Origin of the sequence: Pseudomonas sp. B22(2017) (genome assembly GCF_002113105.1) — a bacterium.
Classification (GTDB): domain Bacteria; phylum Pseudomonadota; class Gammaproteobacteria; order Pseudomonadales; family Pseudomonadaceae; genus Aquipseudomonas; species Aquipseudomonas asiatica.
On sequence record NZ_NEJN01000008.1, the window covers coordinates 176464 to 191924 of the forward strand.

18 protein-coding genes and 2 tRNA genes are annotated in these 15461 nt (G+C 63.8%); 14 read left to right on the top strand and 6 right to left on the bottom strand.

The window, feature by feature from the left end; all coding sequences use genetic code 11:
• Nucleotides 1–19: 19 nt before the first annotated feature.
• Complete coding sequence (locus tag CAG18_RS17650; protein WP_003260907.1) at nt 20–772, top strand: TerC family protein; 753 nt, start codon at nt 20–22, stop codon at nt 770–772.
• 131 nt (nt 773–903) lie between these two features.
• Here the strand turns inward: CAG18_RS17650 and CAG18_RS27120 are convergent, their stop codons facing one another.
• The gene (locus CAG18_RS27120) at nt 904–1080 is read right to left on the bottom strand and encodes a hypothetical protein (protein ID WP_167506588.1); all 177 of its coding nucleotides are present in this window, start codon (nt 1078–1080) and stop codon (nt 904–906) included.
• 165 nt (nt 1081–1245) lie between these two features.
• On the opposite strand from CAG18_RS27120, the gene CAG18_RS17655 reads away from it, so the two are divergent.
• Nucleotides 1246–1980: a peptidase C39 family protein gene (locus CAG18_RS17655; RefSeq protein WP_085721277.1), complete on the top strand. Its 735-nt coding sequence runs from the start codon at nt 1246–1248 to the stop codon at nt 1978–1980.
• A gap of 120 nt (nt 1981–2100) precedes the next feature.
• On the opposite strand, the gene CAG18_RS17660 is transcribed toward CAG18_RS17655, so the two are convergent.
• Entirely contained in the window at nt 2101–3384 is a 1284-nt protein-coding gene (locus tag CAG18_RS17660) for an FAD-binding oxidoreductase (protein ID WP_013971994.1), read from the bottom strand.
• Between the two features lie 203 nt (nt 3385–3587).
• Between CAG18_RS17660 and CAG18_RS17665 the strand changes: the two genes are divergently transcribed.
• The 4 genes from CAG18_RS17665 to CAG18_RS17680 all read left to right on the top strand — a co-directional run bounded on the left by CAG18_RS17665 (nt 3588) and on the right by CAG18_RS17680 (nt 5273).
• Nucleotides 3588–3664 (top strand) — tRNA-Val (locus CAG18_RS17665).
• Nucleotides 3665–3830: 166 nt separating this feature from the next.
• A tRNA-Val gene (locus CAG18_RS17670) sits at nt 3831–3907 on the top strand.
• Nucleotides 3908–4038: 131 nt separating this feature from the next.
• Nucleotides 4039–4608 (top strand): SPOR domain-containing protein, encoded by a 570-nt coding sequence (locus CAG18_RS17675; RefSeq protein WP_003260952.1) that lies wholly within the window; start codon nt 4039–4041, stop codon nt 4606–4608.
• A 239-nt stretch (nt 4609–4847) separates the two neighbouring features.
• Nucleotides 4848–5273 (top strand): HD domain-containing protein, encoded by a 426-nt coding sequence (locus tag CAG18_RS17680; protein ID WP_061302673.1) that lies wholly within the window; start codon nt 4848–4850, stop codon nt 5271–5273.
• Nucleotides 5274–5285: 12 nt separating this feature from the next.
• On the opposite strand, the gene CAG18_RS17685 is transcribed toward CAG18_RS17680, so the two are convergent.
• Both CAG18_RS17685 and CAG18_RS17690 read right to left on the bottom strand, forming a co-directional pair.
• Entirely contained in the window at nt 5286–5528 is a 243-nt protein-coding gene (locus tag CAG18_RS17685) for a DUF1654 domain-containing protein (protein WP_003260955.1), read from the bottom strand.
• Nucleotides 5529–5653: 125 nt separating this feature from the next.
• Nucleotides 5654–6742, bottom strand: a complete 1089-nt coding sequence (locus tag CAG18_RS17690; RefSeq protein WP_015269784.1) for an asparaginase — start codon at nt 6740–6742, stop codon at nt 5654–5656.
• Between the two features lie 404 nt (nt 6743–7146).
• Between CAG18_RS17690 and CAG18_RS17695 the strand changes: the two genes are divergently transcribed.
• From CAG18_RS17695 to CAG18_RS17725, 7 genes are all read left to right on the top strand, one after another.
• Nucleotides 7147–8103, top strand: coding sequence for a sugar ABC transporter substrate-binding protein (locus CAG18_RS17695; protein ID WP_013971996.1), 957 nt, complete (start codon nt 7147–7149; stop codon nt 8101–8103).
• Between the two features lie 21 nt (nt 8104–8124).
• Nucleotides 8125–9678 carry a sugar ABC transporter ATP-binding protein gene (locus tag CAG18_RS17700; RefSeq protein ID WP_054572715.1) on the top strand — a complete coding sequence of 518 codons (1554 nt, stop codon included), beginning with the start codon at nt 8125–8127 and terminating at the stop codon, nt 9676–9678.
• Nucleotides 9675–10670 carry an ABC transporter permease gene (locus CAG18_RS17705; protein ID WP_015269786.1) on the top strand — a complete coding sequence of 332 codons (996 nt, stop codon included), beginning with the start codon at nt 9675–9677 and terminating at the stop codon, nt 10668–10670. The genes CAG18_RS17700 and CAG18_RS17705 overlap by 4 nt, the downstream gene beginning before the upstream one ends.
• A gap of 4 nt (nt 10671–10674) precedes the next feature.
• A complete protein-coding gene (locus CAG18_RS17710; protein WP_085721278.1) occupies nt 10675–11697 on the top strand; it encodes a LacI family DNA-binding transcriptional regulator in 1023 nt (340 codons plus the stop codon).
• 15 nt (nt 11698–11712) lie between these two features.
• A complete protein-coding gene (rbsK, locus tag CAG18_RS17715; RefSeq protein ID WP_085721279.1) occupies nt 11713–12621 on the top strand; it encodes a ribokinase in 909 nt (302 codons plus the stop codon).
• Nucleotides 12618–13016, top strand: coding sequence for a D-ribose pyranase (gene rbsD / locus CAG18_RS17720; protein WP_085721280.1), 399 nt, complete (start codon nt 12618–12620; stop codon nt 13014–13016). Before rbsK ends, rbsD begins: the two co-directional genes overlap by 4 nt.
• 156 nt (nt 13017–13172) lie before the next feature.
• Complete coding sequence (locus CAG18_RS17725; RefSeq protein WP_043935508.1) at nt 13173–14174, top strand: nucleoside hydrolase; 1002 nt, start codon at nt 13173–13175, stop codon at nt 14172–14174.
• On the opposite strand, the gene CAG18_RS17730 is transcribed toward CAG18_RS17725, so the two are convergent.
• The gene (locus tag CAG18_RS17730; RefSeq protein ID WP_003260960.1) at nt 14146–14358 is read right to left on the bottom strand and encodes a hypothetical protein; all 213 of its coding nucleotides are present in this window, start codon (nt 14356–14358) and stop codon (nt 14146–14148) included. The two genes, CAG18_RS17725 and CAG18_RS17730, sit on opposite strands and share 29 nt — an antisense overlap.
• 276 nt (nt 14359–14634) lie before the next feature.
• On the opposite strand from CAG18_RS17730, the gene CAG18_RS17735 reads away from it, so the two are divergent.
• On the top strand, nt 14635–14955 hold the full coding sequence (locus tag CAG18_RS17735; RefSeq protein WP_023660761.1) for an I78 family peptidase inhibitor: 321 nt from the start codon (nt 14635–14637) through the stop codon (nt 14953–14955).
• Between the two features lie 222 nt (nt 14956–15177).
• Here CAG18_RS17735 and CAG18_RS17740 read toward each other — a convergent pair whose 3' ends face one another.
• Nucleotides 15178–15390, bottom strand: a complete 213-nt coding sequence (locus CAG18_RS17740; protein WP_003250656.1) for a cold-shock protein — start codon at nt 15388–15390, stop codon at nt 15178–15180.
• Nucleotides 15391–15461 lie beyond the last annotated feature (71 nt).

The following is a 15461-nucleotide window of genomic DNA, read 5'->3' on the forward strand; positions in this document are numbered from 1 at the left end:
CTGCTGCAGGATTTGAACAATGGAATACTTGCTGGAACTCGTCGCTAGCCCTACCGCCTGGGTTGCCCTGGCTACGCTGGTGGCCATGGAAGTCGTGCTGGGCATCGACAACCTGATTTTCATCTCCATCCTGACCAACAAGCTGCCGGTGGAGTACCGCTCCAAGGCGCGCCGTATCGGTATCAGCATGGCCCTGGTCATGCGCCTGGCCTTGCTCAGCACGGTGGCCTGGATCGTCCAGCTGACGGACCCGGTGTTTGAAGTATTCGGCAATGCCTTCTCCTGGAAGGACGTGATCCTGATTGCCGGTGGCCTGTTCCTGCTGTGGAAGGCGACCAAGGAAATCCACGAGAACGTCGACCCGCACGGGGCCAAGGAAGAAGCCAAGGTGTCGTCGACGGTTACCCTGGGCTTTGCCGCGGCGATCTTCCAGATCCTGCTGCTGGACATCGTCTTCTCGGTCGACAGCATCATCACCGCCGTGGGCATGACCGAGCACCTGCCTATCATGATCATTGCCGTTATCACTGCCGTGATCGTCATGATGGTGGCCGCCGACCCGTTGGCCAACTTCATCAACGACAACCCGACCGTGGTGATGCTGGCCCTGGGCTTCCTGATCATGATCGGCATGACGCTGATCGCCGAAGGTTTCGGCGCCCATGTACCGAAGGGGTATGTGTACGCGGCCATGGCCTTCTCGACGGCGATCGAGATCCTCAACATCCTGGCCCGTCGGGCACGGTTGAAGCGTGAGGCGGCTGAAGGTTGATGTGAAAAAGCGGGGCGCTTGCGCCCCGTTCGCGAGTGAACCCGCTCCCACAGGTCCCCGCCGTTTCTGAAGGCAGTGGAGGACCTTGTGGGAGCGGGTTCACCCGCGAATGGGCCTCGGAAATCTCTGAATCAGTGCACCCCGGCATGCCGCCGCGCCCGGCGCACAGGCTGTGGCTTGGCGGGGGCCTGCGGTGGCAGGTGGTGGTGGGAATGACGCCGCACGATACGCAGTACACCCCACAGCATGGCGGCTGCAACGCTCAGCCACATGCCAACCAGCATGAGGATTGCCATGGTCAGGCTCATCTGTGCCTCCATCTCTACGGGCCGCGCTCGGTCGCCGACGCTGGCCTTCCAGACACTGCTTTAGTCTAGTCTTTCGCCTGTGACGTTCCATTGACCAAAGGTCTATTGCTTGGTCCGATTTGCTCCTAAGCGGTGTCGGACTATACCCGCGCCGCTGTCCGACCTATGATCGGTGGCCAGAGCCGGGCGCTGCCTGCCTGGCGTTGGAGCAAGCGAGTGTCCATGCAGCAACCTTCCTTCAAGACCATCCCTCGTCGGCTGCTGGCTGCCTGCCTGGTTGCAGCCAGCCTGGCCGGTTGCGCCAGCGCACCCTCCGGCAACCTCAAGGGCCTGCCGCAGCGGGTCGAGATCAGCAGCGTGCCGTTCTACCGTGGCAATGCCAACCACAGCGGGGCCATGGCATTGGCGGCGGTACTGTCGCAACAGGGGGCTCCGATCACGCCGGGGCTGCTGGACAAGCCGCTGAACCTGCCGCAGGGCGCCGAGGCTCTGGACACCGGCATCCCCCGGGTGGCGCGCGACTACGGCATGGTGGTGTATCCGCTGGACAAGCAGCTGGACGCGCTGTTGACCCAGGTGGCGGCGGGCAACCCGGTGCTGCTGCGTTACGAGGATGGTTCGGCCTGGTGGAGCGAGCCACGCTACGCCGTGCTGATCGGCTACGACCGCTACAAGCAGCGGGTGCTGTTGCGCTCGGGCATGCACCGGCGGCAGTTGATGGCGTTCGATGACTTTGCCTCGGCGTGGGCGAAGCTTGGGAGCTGGGCGGTGCTGGTGCAGCCACCTCGGCAGCTGCCAGCCCAGATGGACCGCCAGCGCTGGTTGCAGGCTGCCGATGAACTGGCCCGGGCGGGGCAGGAGATTGCGGCGAAGCAGGCTGTGAGTAGCCTGAACCAATAGCTTTGTCTGTACCGGCTCTTTCGCGGGTAAACCCGCTCCCACAGGAAACCCGCTGCCCTCAGGTCCGGTGATGTCCCTGTGGGAGCGGGTTTACCCGCGAAGAGGCCAGCCCTGCCTACATCAGAAGCCCAGGCGATCGCGCAGGCTGTAGTACCAGGCGCCAATGGCGCTGAACGGCACGCGCAGCATCTGGCCACCCGGGAACGGGTAGTGCGGCAGGCCGGCGAAGGCGTCGAAACGCTCGGCCTGGCCACGCATGGCCTCGGCCAGCACCTTGCCCGCCAGGTGGGTGTAGGTCACGCCGTGACCCGAGCAGCCCTGGGAGTAGTAGATATTGTCGCCGATACGGCCAACCTGTGGCAGACGCGACAGGGTCAGCAGGAAGTTGCCGGTCCAGGCGTAGTCGATCTTCACGTTCTTCAGTTGCGGGAATGCCTTGAGCATCTTCGGACGGATGATCGCCTCGATGTTGGCCGGGTCACGCGCGCCGTACACCACGCCACCACCGAAGATCAGGCGCTTGTCGCTGGTCAGGCGGTAGTAGTCGAGCAGGTAGTTGCAATCCTCGACGCAGTAGTCCTGCGGCAGCAGGGTGCGCGCCAGTTCGTCGCCCAGCGGTTCGGTGGTGATCACCTGGGTGCCGCATGGCATGGACTTGCTGGCCAGCTCCGGCACCAGGTTGCCCAGGTAGGCGTTGCCGGCGACGATGATGAACTTGGCGCGGACCTTGCCCTGCGGGGTGTGCACCACCGGGTTGGCGCCGCGCTCGATGCGTACGGCCGGGGTTTGCTCATAGATGATGCCGCCCAGCGACTCGACCGCAGCGGCTTCGCCCAGGGCCAGGTTCAGCGGGTGGATGTGGCCGCCGCTCATGTCCAGCATGCCGCCCACATAGTTGTCGCAGGCGACCACTTCGCGGATGCGCTTCTGGTCCATCAGCTCCAGCTGGTTGTGGCCGAAGCGTTCCCACAGGCGCTTTTGCGACTCCAGGTGGCCCATCTGCTTGCTGGTGAGGGCAGCGAACACGCCACCGTCCTTCAGGTCGCACTGGATGTTGTACTTGGCCACGCGCTCACGAATGATGCGCCCGCCTTCGAAGGCCATGTGGCCCAGCAGCTGAGCCTGCTTGGGGCCGACGGTGCGCTCGATGACGTCGATGTCGCGGCTGTAGCTGTTGACGATCTGGCCGCCGTTGCGGCCCGATGCGCCGAAGCCGACCTTGGCTGCTTCGACGATGCTCACCTTGAAGCCGTTCTCCAGCAGGAACAGGGCGCTGGACAGGCCGGTGTAGCCGGCGCCGATGATGCACACATCGGTTTCCACCTCACCCTGCAGCGCCGGACGTGGCGGCACCGGGTTGGCCGAGGCGGCGTAGTAGGACTGGGGGTAGGGGGTGTTAGCCATGCTGCAGGAACCTCGTGTTTTATATTTTTAACGAATGTACCGATGCTATCAATAATAATAAACACCCGCTAGTCGTCCGTTGAAAATCCTTTACTCGGTCCCCGCCAGCGCACTTTTCTATAAAGAGTTTAAGATTCAGTAGGTTAGCGCGAAAAAAAGTGTTGACAGGGTTTTTGGAATGGGTAGAATGCGCACCACACGACAGGCACATAGCTCAGTTGGTTAGAGCACCACCTTGACATGGTGGGGGTCGTTGGTTCGAGTCCAATTGTGCCTACCAAATCGAAGAAGGGGTGATCCGCAAGGGTCACCCCTTTTTTCATTGGGTTCTCGCGGCCTGGTGCTGCGCAGCAGGCCCTTATGCACGAATTCGCAAAGTTTTTGATTTTTCTGAAAAAAACGCTTTACAGGTGCGCATTCGATCACTAATATGCGCACCACACGACAGGCACATAGCTCAGTTGGTTAGAGCACCACCTTGACATGGTGGGGGTCGTTGGTTCGAGTCCAATTGTGCCTACCAAATCGAAAAAGGGCGATCAGCAATGATCGCCCTTTTTGCTGTGCGCATGAAGCAGCGTGTAACGTTTGGTCGCGGTTCGGGGCATTGCCCGGCGTGCTAGAATCCGCCCCTTCGAATCTGGAGGTACACGCGTGCGCAAACTGGCTGTGGTAATGGCAGTGCTCGCCCTGGCGGGCTGTGAGAACGAGGTCGAAGGCGTGCACAAACAGGTGGCCGAACACCTGCACAACCCCAAGACCGCCAAGTTCGGCAACGTGCGGATCGACACCCAGGGCACCATCTGCGGCCAGGTCCGTGGCAAGGATGATGCCGGGCAGTACGAGGCCTACCGCAGCTACGTGGCCATCAAGCGCGATGGCCAGTACGAAATCATCGTCGACGACAGCGGCAACAACCTGCGCATCCGCGAAATGTGCGGCGGCGCCGAGCTGCAGCGCCGCGCCGAGGCCCTGGCTGGCCAGCCGGCCCCGCAAGGCTGGGATGTGGAAGTGATCCAGGGTGCAAACATGGGCGCGCTCAGCGACATGACTGCACGCCTGATCGAAAAGGGCATCCCGTCCTCGGTGGAGTACCGCGACGGCAAGCCGGTGGTGCTGATGGGGCCATTCCCCACCCGTGAGGAAGCCGAAGCGCGCAAGGCCGAGGTAATGGCCAAGCTGGGTACCGATTCGGTGGTGATCCAGCACGGCGCAGCGCGCTGAAAACTCTGTGTGAGTGGGGGCTGTAGGAGCGGCCTTGTGTCGCGACGGGCTGCGAAGCAGCCCCACAGAATCTGCTGTGATGCCGAATCCCGGGGCTGCTTTGCAGCCCGTCGCGACGCAAGGCCGCTCCTACAGGGCATGCGCCAGCTTCCGGATTTCGAGCAGGCTAACGCGCGCTAGACATTGTCCGCACAGTTTTGGCTATGCTTGTCAGGAAGAAGCCGAACGGGGAGGGCCTCATGTCTACACTGGAGCGGGCCATTGCCGTGGCCGCCAGGGCGCATGAAGGGCAATACGACAAGGGTGGGGCCGCTTATATCCTCCACCCGCTACGCGTGATGATGCGGGTTTCCACAACCGAACAACGGATTGTCGCGGTGCTGCACGATGTGATCGAAGACACCCCGCTGACCCTGTCCGACCTGGCGCGCGAGGGTTTCGCGCTGAAAATCCTTGCCGCCTTGCTGGCGCTCAGCCGCCGTGAGGGCGAGGCCTACCAGGACTTCGTGGTGCGCCTGGGCGGTGACCCGCTGGCGCGCACCGTCAAGCTGGCCGATCTGGCCGACAACAGCGACCTTTCGCGCATCCCGTGCCCAAGCCCCACCGACCTGGCACGGCTGGCGCGTTACCGCGAAGCCAGCGCCTACCTGCAGGCCTTGGCTTGAGGCTGAATGCAGTCAGTCTTCCTTCGGTACCGTCCAGAAAATCTGCACGCCGCCATCGTCGCGGTGGGCGAGGGTGACGTTATCGTTTTCGGCGATTTCCTCTAGCAGGGTTTCCCAATCTTCCGGGGTTTCCTGCTCCAGACGGAAAATCAACGCTGCACGGCTGCGCTGGGCAGTAGGGCTGTTGATGATTTTCTGAATGCGCATACCCAGTTGTTCATAGCTGCTTGGGGTGGCGGAGGCGGTGCTGGACACAAGTGTTTCCTTGTTTTTGCTGTATGCGCATACAGTATTTCACCGTAAGTAATTTCGCAACAGTCAGACAGCAAACGCCCCGCCTGGGCAGCGGGGCTGTTTGCATTTCAGGGGGCAGCTGGCGATCAGTACTCCCAGAAGATCCGCTGCAGCTCCTTGCTGTCCTGGGTCCTGGTCATCGCTACCATCGCCAGAATCCGCGCTTTCTGCGGGTTCAGGTCATGGGCCACGACCCAGTCGTTCTTGTCATCCGGCTGCTCGGCGTTGCGCAGCACGAAGCCACCCTGGTTGACGTGCGATGAGCGAATGATCTGCACGCCGTTCTTGCGCAGCTCCTGCAGCGCTGGCACCACCCGCGACGACACGGAGCCGTTGCCGGTACCGGCATGGATCAGGGCCTTGGCACCATTCTGCGCCAGTGCCTTGTAGGCGGTGTCGGTGACGTTGCCATAGCCATAGGCGATATCCACCTGCGGCAGGCTGCTGATCTGCTTGATGTCGAACTCGGAGTTGACCGTGTGGCGCTTGGCCGGCAGGCGGAACCAGTACGACTTGCCTTCCACCACCATGCCCATCGGGCCCCAGGCGCTCTTGAAGGCTTCGGTCTTGATGTTCACTGCCTTGCTGACATCGCGCCCGGACTGGATCTCGTCATTCATGGTCACCAGCACGCCCTTGCCGCGCGACTGCTTGTCGCTGGCCACGGCCACGGCGTTGTAAAGGTTGAGCATGCCGTCGGCGGACATGGCGGTACCCGGGCGCATCGAACCGACGACCACGATCGGCTTGTCGGTCTTTTCCACCAGGTTGAGGAAGTAGGCGGTCTCTTCCAGGGTGTCGGTGCCGTGGGTAATGACGATGCCGTCGACGTCCTTGCTTTCGGCGAGTTCGGCAACGCGTTTGCCCAACTTGAGCAGGTCGTCGTTGGAGATGCTCTCAGAGGCGATCTGCATGACCTGCTCGCCGCGGACGTTGGCCAGGTCGGCCAGCTCCGGCACGCCGGCGATCAGTTTGTCGACGCCCAGCTTGGCGGCCTGGTAGGTGGCGCTGTTGGCGGCGCTGGCGCCAGCGCCGGCAATGGTGCCGCCGGTGGCGAGGATGACCACGTTGGCCAGCTTCTGCTGGGTTTCAGCCTCTTTGGCCGAAACGGTGGCTGGAATGGCCAGCAGCACGGCGAGTGCGCTGGGGGCGAAGATTTTCAGTGCGGCATTCATCGTTATTGTTCTCTCTCTTCCTAATGAGATGGTTGTTTTGTCGCACAGGGTGCAAGGCAGGTTTCGTACCAGGCATGTGTGCGCTGCCTGTAGGAGCGGCCTTGTGTCGCGATGGGGCGCGTAGCGGCCCCGGATTCACGGGCAAATGCACAAATTGCCGGGGCTGCTGCGCAGCCCATCGCGACACAAGGCCGCCCCCACATGAAGGTGCGTTCCATTCGAGATTCCGAACAAATGCAGGAAAAGACGTTCGGCTTTTCGGAAAAAATCCGGATAAACTGCGCCAAGCTCGACTTGACCTCCGACAGCCAAACGGATTTGACAAACCCCGGTCCTGTTTCCATAGTTAGGCAACGCAAACGTTTGCGATCCGACAAAAAACACAAGATTCGGAGTCATCGTCCATGAAACTGCCGTTCCCCGGTCGTCTGCTGGCCCTCGCGGTCATTTCCTCGCTGTCCCTGGCCCTGCCATTTTCCCCCGCCCACGCCGAAGACAAGCCCAAGGTCGCCCTGGTCATGAAGTCGCTTGCCAACGAGTTCTTCCGCACCATGGAAGACGGCGCCAAGGACTACCAGAAAGCCCACGCCGATGAATTCGAGCTGATCGCCAACGGCATCAAGAACGAGACCGACACCGGCGAGCAGATCCGCATCGTCGAGCAGATGGTCAACGCGGGCGCCAAGGCCCTGGTCATTGCCCCGGCCGACTCCAAGGCGCTGGTATCGGCGGTGAAGAAGGCCATGGACCAGGGCGTTGTGGTGATCAACATCGACAACCGCCTGGACCCTGAACTGCTCAAGAGCAAAGGCATCAGCGTACCCTTCGTGGGCCCCGACAACCGCAAGGGCGCGCGCCTGGTGGGTGACTACCTGGCCAACGAGAAGCTCAAGGCCGGCGACCAGGTCGGCATCATCGAAGGCGTGCCGACCACCACCAACGCCCAGCAGCGTACCGCCGGCTTCAAGGACGCCATGGACGCCGCGCAGATCAAGATCGTATCGGTGCAGAGCGGCAACTGGGAAATCGACAAAGGCAACGCCGTCGCCGCCTCCATGCTCAACGAATACCCCGACCTGAAAGCCCTGCTGGCCGGCAACGACAGCATGGCCCTGGGCGCGGTGTCGGCCGTGCGTGCCGCGGGCAAGACCGGCCAGGTGCAAGTGGTGGGCTACGACAACATCAACGCCATCAAGCCGATGCTCGCCGATGGCCGTGTGCTTGCCACCCTCGACCAGGCGGCCAGCCAGCAGGCGGTGTACGGCATCCAGGCGGCGCTGAAAATGGTCAAGGGCGAGAAACCCGACGTGGATGCCGACAACGTCATCCAGACCCCGGTCCAACTCATCACCAAACCCTGATCGCTGGCAGGAGAAACGGCCATGCCTGCATCGGCCAACGAAGTAGTGCTCGCCGCCAGTGGCCTGGGCAAGACCTACGCCCAGCCCGTGCTCGGCGAGGTCAGCCTGAACCTGCGTGCCGGCGAAGTGCTGGCCCTGACCGGCGAGAACGGCGCCGGCAAGAGCACCTTGTCCAAGCTCATCAGTGGGCTGGAAACCCCCACCACCGGGCACATGCGCTACCGCGGCCAGGCCTACGCGCCTGGCAGCCGCAGCGAGGCTGAGCGCCTTGGCGTGCGCATGGTCATGCAGGAACTCAACCTGCTGCCCACGCTGACCGTCGCGGAAAACCTGTTCCTCGACAACCTGCCCGGCCGCTTCGGCTGGATCAGCCAGAAGCGCCTGCGCCAACTGGCCACGGCCGCCATGGCCCAGGTCGGCCTCGACGCCATCGACCCGGACACCCCGGTCGGCGAGCTGGGCATCGGCCATCAGCAGATGGTCGAGATCGCCCGCAACCTGATTGGCGACTGCCATGTGCTGATCTTCGACGAGCCCACCGCCATGCTCACCGCGCGCGAAGTGGAGCTGCTGTTCACCCAGATCGAGCGCCTGCGCCAACGTGGCGTGGCCATCGTCTACATCTCCCATCGCCTGGAAGAACTGCAGCGCGTGGCCCAGCGCATCGTCGTGCTGCGCGACGGCAAACTGGTGTGCGATGAGCCGATACAGCGCTATAGCAGCGCCGAACTGGTCAACCTGATGGTCGGCCGCGAGCTGGGCGAGCATATCGACCTGGGCCGCCGGCAGATCGGCGCGCCGCTGCTCAAGGTCGACAGGCTCAGCCGTGCCGACAAGGTGCGTGAAGTGTCGTTCGAGGTCAGGGCAGGGGAGATCTTCGGCATTTCCGGCCTGATCGGTGCCGGCCGTACCGAACTGCTGCGCCTGATCTACGGCGCCGACCGTGCCGACAGCGGCAGCATCGCCCTCGGCCAGCCGCCCAAGGCTGTCACCATCGACTCGCCCAAGGCTGCGGTGCAGGCCGGTATCGCGCTGATCACCGAAGACCGCAAAGGCGAGGGCCTGCTGCTGACACAGTCGATCAGCGCGAATATCGCCCTGGGCAATCTCGGCGCGGTTTCACGGGCCGGGGTGCTCGATGGCGAAGCCGAAGCGGCATTGGCCGAACGCCAGATCCAGGCCATGCGCATTCGCAGTGCCGGCCCGCAGCAGGTGGTAGGCGAGCTGTCTGGCGGCAACCAGCAGAAGGTGGTGATCGGCCGCTGGCTGGAGCGCGACTGCCAGGTGCTGCTGTTCGACGAGCCCACCCGTGGCATCGACGTCGGCGCCAAGTTCGACATCTATGGCCTGCTGGCCGAGCTGGCGCGCCAGGGCAAGGCCCTGGTGGTGGTGTCCAGCGACCTGCGCGAGCTGATGCTGATATGCGACCGCATCGCCGTGCTGTCGGCCGGTCGCCTGATCGACACCTTCGAGCGTGACCATTGGAGCCAGGACCAGTTGCTGGCCGCGGCCTTTGCCGGTTATCAGAAACGTGACGCACTGCTGCATGAAGCAGCTCCCAGGATGGATGCATGAAAACCACCCCGCTCGACAGCCAAGGCGCCGCACCGGTGCGCCGCAGTGGCACCTATCTTGGCCTGGGTACCTACCTGGGCCTGGCCGGCGCCTTGCTGGCGATGATCGTGCTGTTCTCGTTCCTCAGCAGCCACTTCTGGTCGTACAACACCTTCAGTACCCTGGCCAACCAGATCCCCGACCTGATGGTACTGGCGGTGGGCATGACCTTCGTGCTGATCATCGGCGGCATCGACCTGTCGGTGGGCTCGGTACTGGCGCTGGCGGCCTCCACGGTCAGCGTGGCGATCCTCGGCTGGGGCTGGGGCGTGCTGCCTTCAGCCCTGCTGGGCATGGCCGTGGCAGCGCTGGCCGGCAGCATCACCGGCGGCGTCACCGTGGCCTGGCGCATTCCGTCGTTCATCGTTTCGCTCGGGGTGCTGGAAATGGCCCGCGGCCTGGCCTACCAGTTCACCGACTCGCGCACCGCCTATATCGGCGATGCCTATGCCTGGTTCTCCAACCCCATCGCATTCGGCATCTCGCCGGCGTTCATTATCGCCTTGCTGGTGATCGTGCTGGCCCAGTTGGTGCTGACTCGCACGGTGTTCGGCCGCTACCTGATCGGCATCGGCACCAACGAAGAGGCCGTGCGCCTGGCCGGCATCGACCCGCGCCCGTACAAGGTGCTGGTGTTCGCCCTGATGGGCCTGCTCGCCGGCCTGGCCGCGCTGTTCCAGATCTCGCGCCTGGAAGCCGCCGACCCCAATGCCGGCTCCGGCCTGGAGCTGCAGGTGATCGCCGCCGTGGTGATTGGCGGCACCAGCCTGATGGGCGGGCGCGGCTCGGTCATCAGCACCTTCTTTGGCGTGCTGATCATTTCGGTGCTGGCCGCAGGGCTGGCGCAGATCGGTGCAAGCGAACCGACCAAACGCATCATCACCGGGGCGGTGATCGTCATCGCCGTGGTGCTCGACACTTACCGTAGCCGGCGTGCAGGCCGGCGGAACTGAAAACATGGCAACCATCAAAGACGTCGCGGCACTGGCGGGCATTTCCTACACCACCGTGTCCCATGTGCTGAACAAGACTCGGCCGGTCAGCGAGCAGGTGCGGTTGAAAGTCGAAGCCGCCATCGCCGAACTCGACTACGTACCCAGCGCCGTGGCCCGCTCGCTGAAGGCGCGCAGCACGGCCACCATCGGCCTGCTGGTACCCAACAGCGTCAACCCGTACTTCGCCGAGCTGGCGCGGGGCATCGAAGACGCCTGCGAACGCAACGGCTACTGCGTGATCCTGTGCAACTCCGACGACAATCCGCAGAAACAGCGCAGCTACCTGCGTGTACTGCTGGAAAAACGCATCGACGGCCTGGTAGTGGCTTCGGTAGGGCAGGACAGCGACCTGCTGCAAAGCCTGGCTTGCGTGCGCACGCCCATGGTGATCGTCGACCGCGAACTGGACGGTGTCGATGCCGACCTGGTGCGCATCGACCACGAGCAGGGCGCCTTCCTGGCCACCCAGCACCTGCTGGAACTTGGTCACCATGACATCGCCTACATCGGCGGCCCCGCCGAGACCGGTGTGACGCAGCTGCGCCTGAGCGGCTTCCGCCGTGCCATGGCCGAAGCCGGTGTGCCGGTGCGCAGCGACCGCGTGCTGCACTGCGACTTCACCAGCCCCGGCGGCCATGCAGCCGCAGGCCGGCTGCTGGAGGGCAAGCGGCCTACGGCGATTTTTGCCGGCAACGACATGATCGGCTTCGGTGTGCTGCGTGCCGCGGCTGAACGCAATATCAACGTGCCCGGCGAGCTGTCGGTGATCGGTTTCGACGACATCGAGCTCAGCCGTTACGTGTACCCACCGTTGACCACGGTGGGCCAGTCGATTCGCGAGCTGGGCGAGAGCGCCGCGTCGCTGTTGCTGGCGCGTATCGGCACCCCCCGCCAGGGCGCGGCAGAGCAACGCATCGTCGCCCCGCGCATTGTGCTGCGCGAGTCCACCGGGCCGCGCCCGGACCTGTTCAACGATTACCGCTGATGCTAAGGAAATGTCATGAATGCCAAGGTTGTGGTGGTCGGTAGCCTCAACATGGACCTGGTGGCCCGCGCGCAGCGCCTGCCCCGGGCCGGCGAAACACTCCCCGGCGAAAGCTTTTTCACCGTGCCGGGCGGCAAGGGGGCCAACCAGGCAGTGGCCGTGGCGCGCCTGGGTGGCAGCGTGGCGATGATCGGCAACGTTGGCGACGATGACTATGGTCGACAACTGCACCGGGCCCTGTATGTGGAAGGCATCGACTGCCAGGGCGTCACCACCTGCCAGGGCGTGTCCAGCGGTGTGGCGCTGATCACCGTGGATGCCGCCAGCCAGAACTGCATCGTCATCATCCCCGGTGGCAACGGCCTGCTGACGCCGCAGTCGGTGCAGCGATTCGATGCGCTGCTGCAGGCGGCCGAAGTGATCATCTGCCAGCTTGAAGTACCGGCCGACACCGTGGCCTGGACGCTGGCCAGGGGGCGCGAGCTGGGCAAGCGGGTGATCCTGAACCCGGCGCCGGCGACCGGCCCCTTGCCGGCGGACTGGTTCGCCCGCATCGACTACCTGACGCCCAACGAAAGCGAGGCCGAAGCCCTGACCGGCGTGGCGGTGACTGACCTGGAGAGCGCCCGACGTGCCGGCGAGCGCTTGCTGCAACTGGGCGCGGGCAAAGTGATCATTACCCTGGGCGCGCAAGGTGCCTTGCTGGTCACCCCGCAGGGCCATCAGCACTTCCCCGCGCCTGTGGTGCAGCCGCTGGACACCACGGCAGCCGGCGACACCTTCATCGGCGGCTTTGCCGCAGGCCTGGTGCGCGGCCTGGGTGAGGGCGAAGCCATCGCTCTCGGCCAGCGCGCCGCAGCCCTGTCGGTTACCCGCGCCGGCGCCCAGCCGTCGATTCCCTACCTGGCGGAGCTTGCGCCATGAAGAAAACCCCGCTGCTGAACGTTGCCCTGTCGCGGACCATCGCCGGCATGGGGCATGGTGACATCCTGGTGATCGGCGATGCCGGGCTGCCGGTGCCGCTGGGCGTCGAACTGATCGACCTGGCCGTCACGCCTGGCCTGCCGGACTTCGCCAGCGTGTTGCGGGCTGTGCTGAGCGAGTTGCAGGTAGAGCGCCATGTGCTGGCCGAAGAGATGCAGAAAGTGGTGCCGCCGGCGCTGGTCGAAATCGAGCGGCTGAAGGGCAAGCTGGGCAAGCGCGAATGGCTGAGCCATGAAGATTTCAAGGCATTGTCACGCAGTGCCCGTGCGGTAGTGCGCACCGGCGAGTGCCAGCCCTACAGCAACATCGCGCTGATTTCCGGCGTGACTTTCTGAAGGCGGGGGCTGCGCCCCCGAATCGCCGGCAAGCCAGCTCCCACAGGTACTGCACAATGCTTGAGGCCGATGCAGTACCTGTGGGAGCTGGCTTGCCGGCGATTGGGCCGCAAAGCGGCCCCAGAAACCACCACCCAGGCAACAGGAGTGCCACCCATGCTCAAACCCCTGCTACAAGGAATCGCTCTCATGGCCGCAGCCACCACCCTCCAGGCCGCCCCCATCGACCTGATCATCGACACCGACCCCGGCGCCGACGACGTGGTCGCGCTGTTCCTGGCCATGGCCTCGCCCGACGAGCTGAACATCCGCGCCATCACCACCGTGGCCGGCAACGTGCGCCTGGAAAAGACCTCGCGCAACGCCCGCCTGGCCCGCGAATGGGCCGGCCGCGAAGACATCCCCGTGTACGCCGGCGCCGCCCGCCCGCTGGTGCGCAAGCCGATCTACGCCGCCGAGGTGCACGGCGAAGAAGGCCTCACCGGCATCCAGGTTCACGAACCGAAAGCGCCGCTGGCCCAGGGCAATGCCGTGCAATACCTGGTCGACACCCTGGGCACCGCCAAGCCCCACAGCATTACCATTGCCATGCTCGGCCCACAAACCAACCTGGCCCTGGCGCTGATCCAGCGCCCGGATATCGCCAAAGGCATCAAGCAAGTGGTGGTCATGGGCGGTGCCCATTTCAACGGTGGCAATATCACCCCGGCGGCGGAATTCAACCTCTATGCCGACCCACATGCCGCCGAAGTGGTGCTGGCCAGCGGCGTGCAGCTGACCTACCTGCCGCTGGACGTCACTCACAAGCTGCTGACCAGCGACGCCCGCCTCAAGCAACTGGCGGCGGTGAACAACCAGGCCAGCAAGCGGGTGGTGGATATCCTCAACGCCTACATCACCCACGACATGGACCTGTACGGCATGCCCGGCGGCCCGGTGCACGACGCCAGCGTCATCGCCTACCTGCTCAAGCCCGAACTGTTCAGCGGCCGGCGTATCCACATGAGCATCGACAGCCGCGAAGGCCCCAGCTTCGGCCAGACCCTTGCCGACTGGTACGGCGTGCTCAAGCAGCCGGCTAACGTGATGTGGGTGGGCGAGGGCGATGCCCAGGGCCTGTTCGACCTGCTCAGCGCCCGTTTGGCGCGATTGGAATAGCCGTGTGCGGCGCGTAGCGCTCGAACACCTGGTCGAAGAAGCTGCGTGCCGCCTCGGCGCCGCGATCGCGCACCAGCAGGTCGATGGCAATCAGCAGCAACTCCTCCGGCGTGCCAGGGCTGTACGCGCTCTGGCCTTCGGCCCATTTGACCTTGATATCGGCTTCGATGCTGTGGCTGCTCATGAAAGGCTCTCGCTTGGGGCCCGGGACGAAGGGGCGAACACCTGACCCTGGTGTTCGATGGAGGCGGGGTGCGCTCCACTTCTTGCACTAAATCATGACTTTGCGTCAGTGACCTTGCGGCTTAAGCATATGGCAAACGCAGCGGCTTGTGCAAAATCCGGTCACGATTGCGTTTTCGCCTCGGCTGGCGAGTTCAGGCAGACTTGACCGGTTTTGCAACAAAAGATCAGCGGAACTGTCGGATCAGACAGTTCCCGGACCGATTTAGGAGGCTTCATGTTCCGTACCCGTGCTTACCTGGCAACCTTGGCGGTGGCTGCTGTCCTGGCTGGTTGCAGCACTGGTGGCAATTCTGCTGGTGGCGCTGCGCCTGCCACGCCGGCAGGCAACGATGGCCGCTGCGAAGCCAGCGGCGCCGATTTCGCCATTGGCAAGCTTGCCAGCGCCGAGCTGCTGGAGCAGGCGCGCAAGGCCAGTGGCTCGCAGATGGCCCGCATTCTCAAGCCGCACGACGTGGTTACCCTCGAGTACCGCTCCGAACGCTTGAACCTGAATGTGGACGAGCAGGGCAAGGTGGTTCGCGTCAACTGCGGTTGACACGCGGTCCTTGTGGGAGCGGCCTTGCGTCGCGAAAGGGCCGCAAAGCGGCCCCGGCATTATAGGCTGCAGAGCTGAAACCCTGGGGCCGCTACGCGCCCCTTTCGCGACACAAGGCCGCTCCCACAAAAAAAGCCGCGCCCGCATGGGCCAACCCCTTCAGCCCATGCAGCACCCATAAAAAAACCCGCCACAAGGGCGGGTTTTTTACAGCTATCCGAATTACTCCGGACGAACCTGTGCAGCCTGCATGCCCTTCTGGCCGCGCTCGGCGACGAAGGAAACAGTCTGGCCTTCTTTCAGGCTCTTGAAGCCGTCAGATTCGATGGCCTTGAAGTGAACGAACAGGTCGTCGCCGCCGCCTGCTGGGGTGATGAAGCCGTAGCCTTTCTCATCATTGAACCATTTGACGGTGCCTTGTTGGCGATTGGACATGGGTGAATCTCCAGAACATTTAGTTTTTTCAGTGGTGCAATGCGGCCGAGGCTACGGAGCACGGAACACAT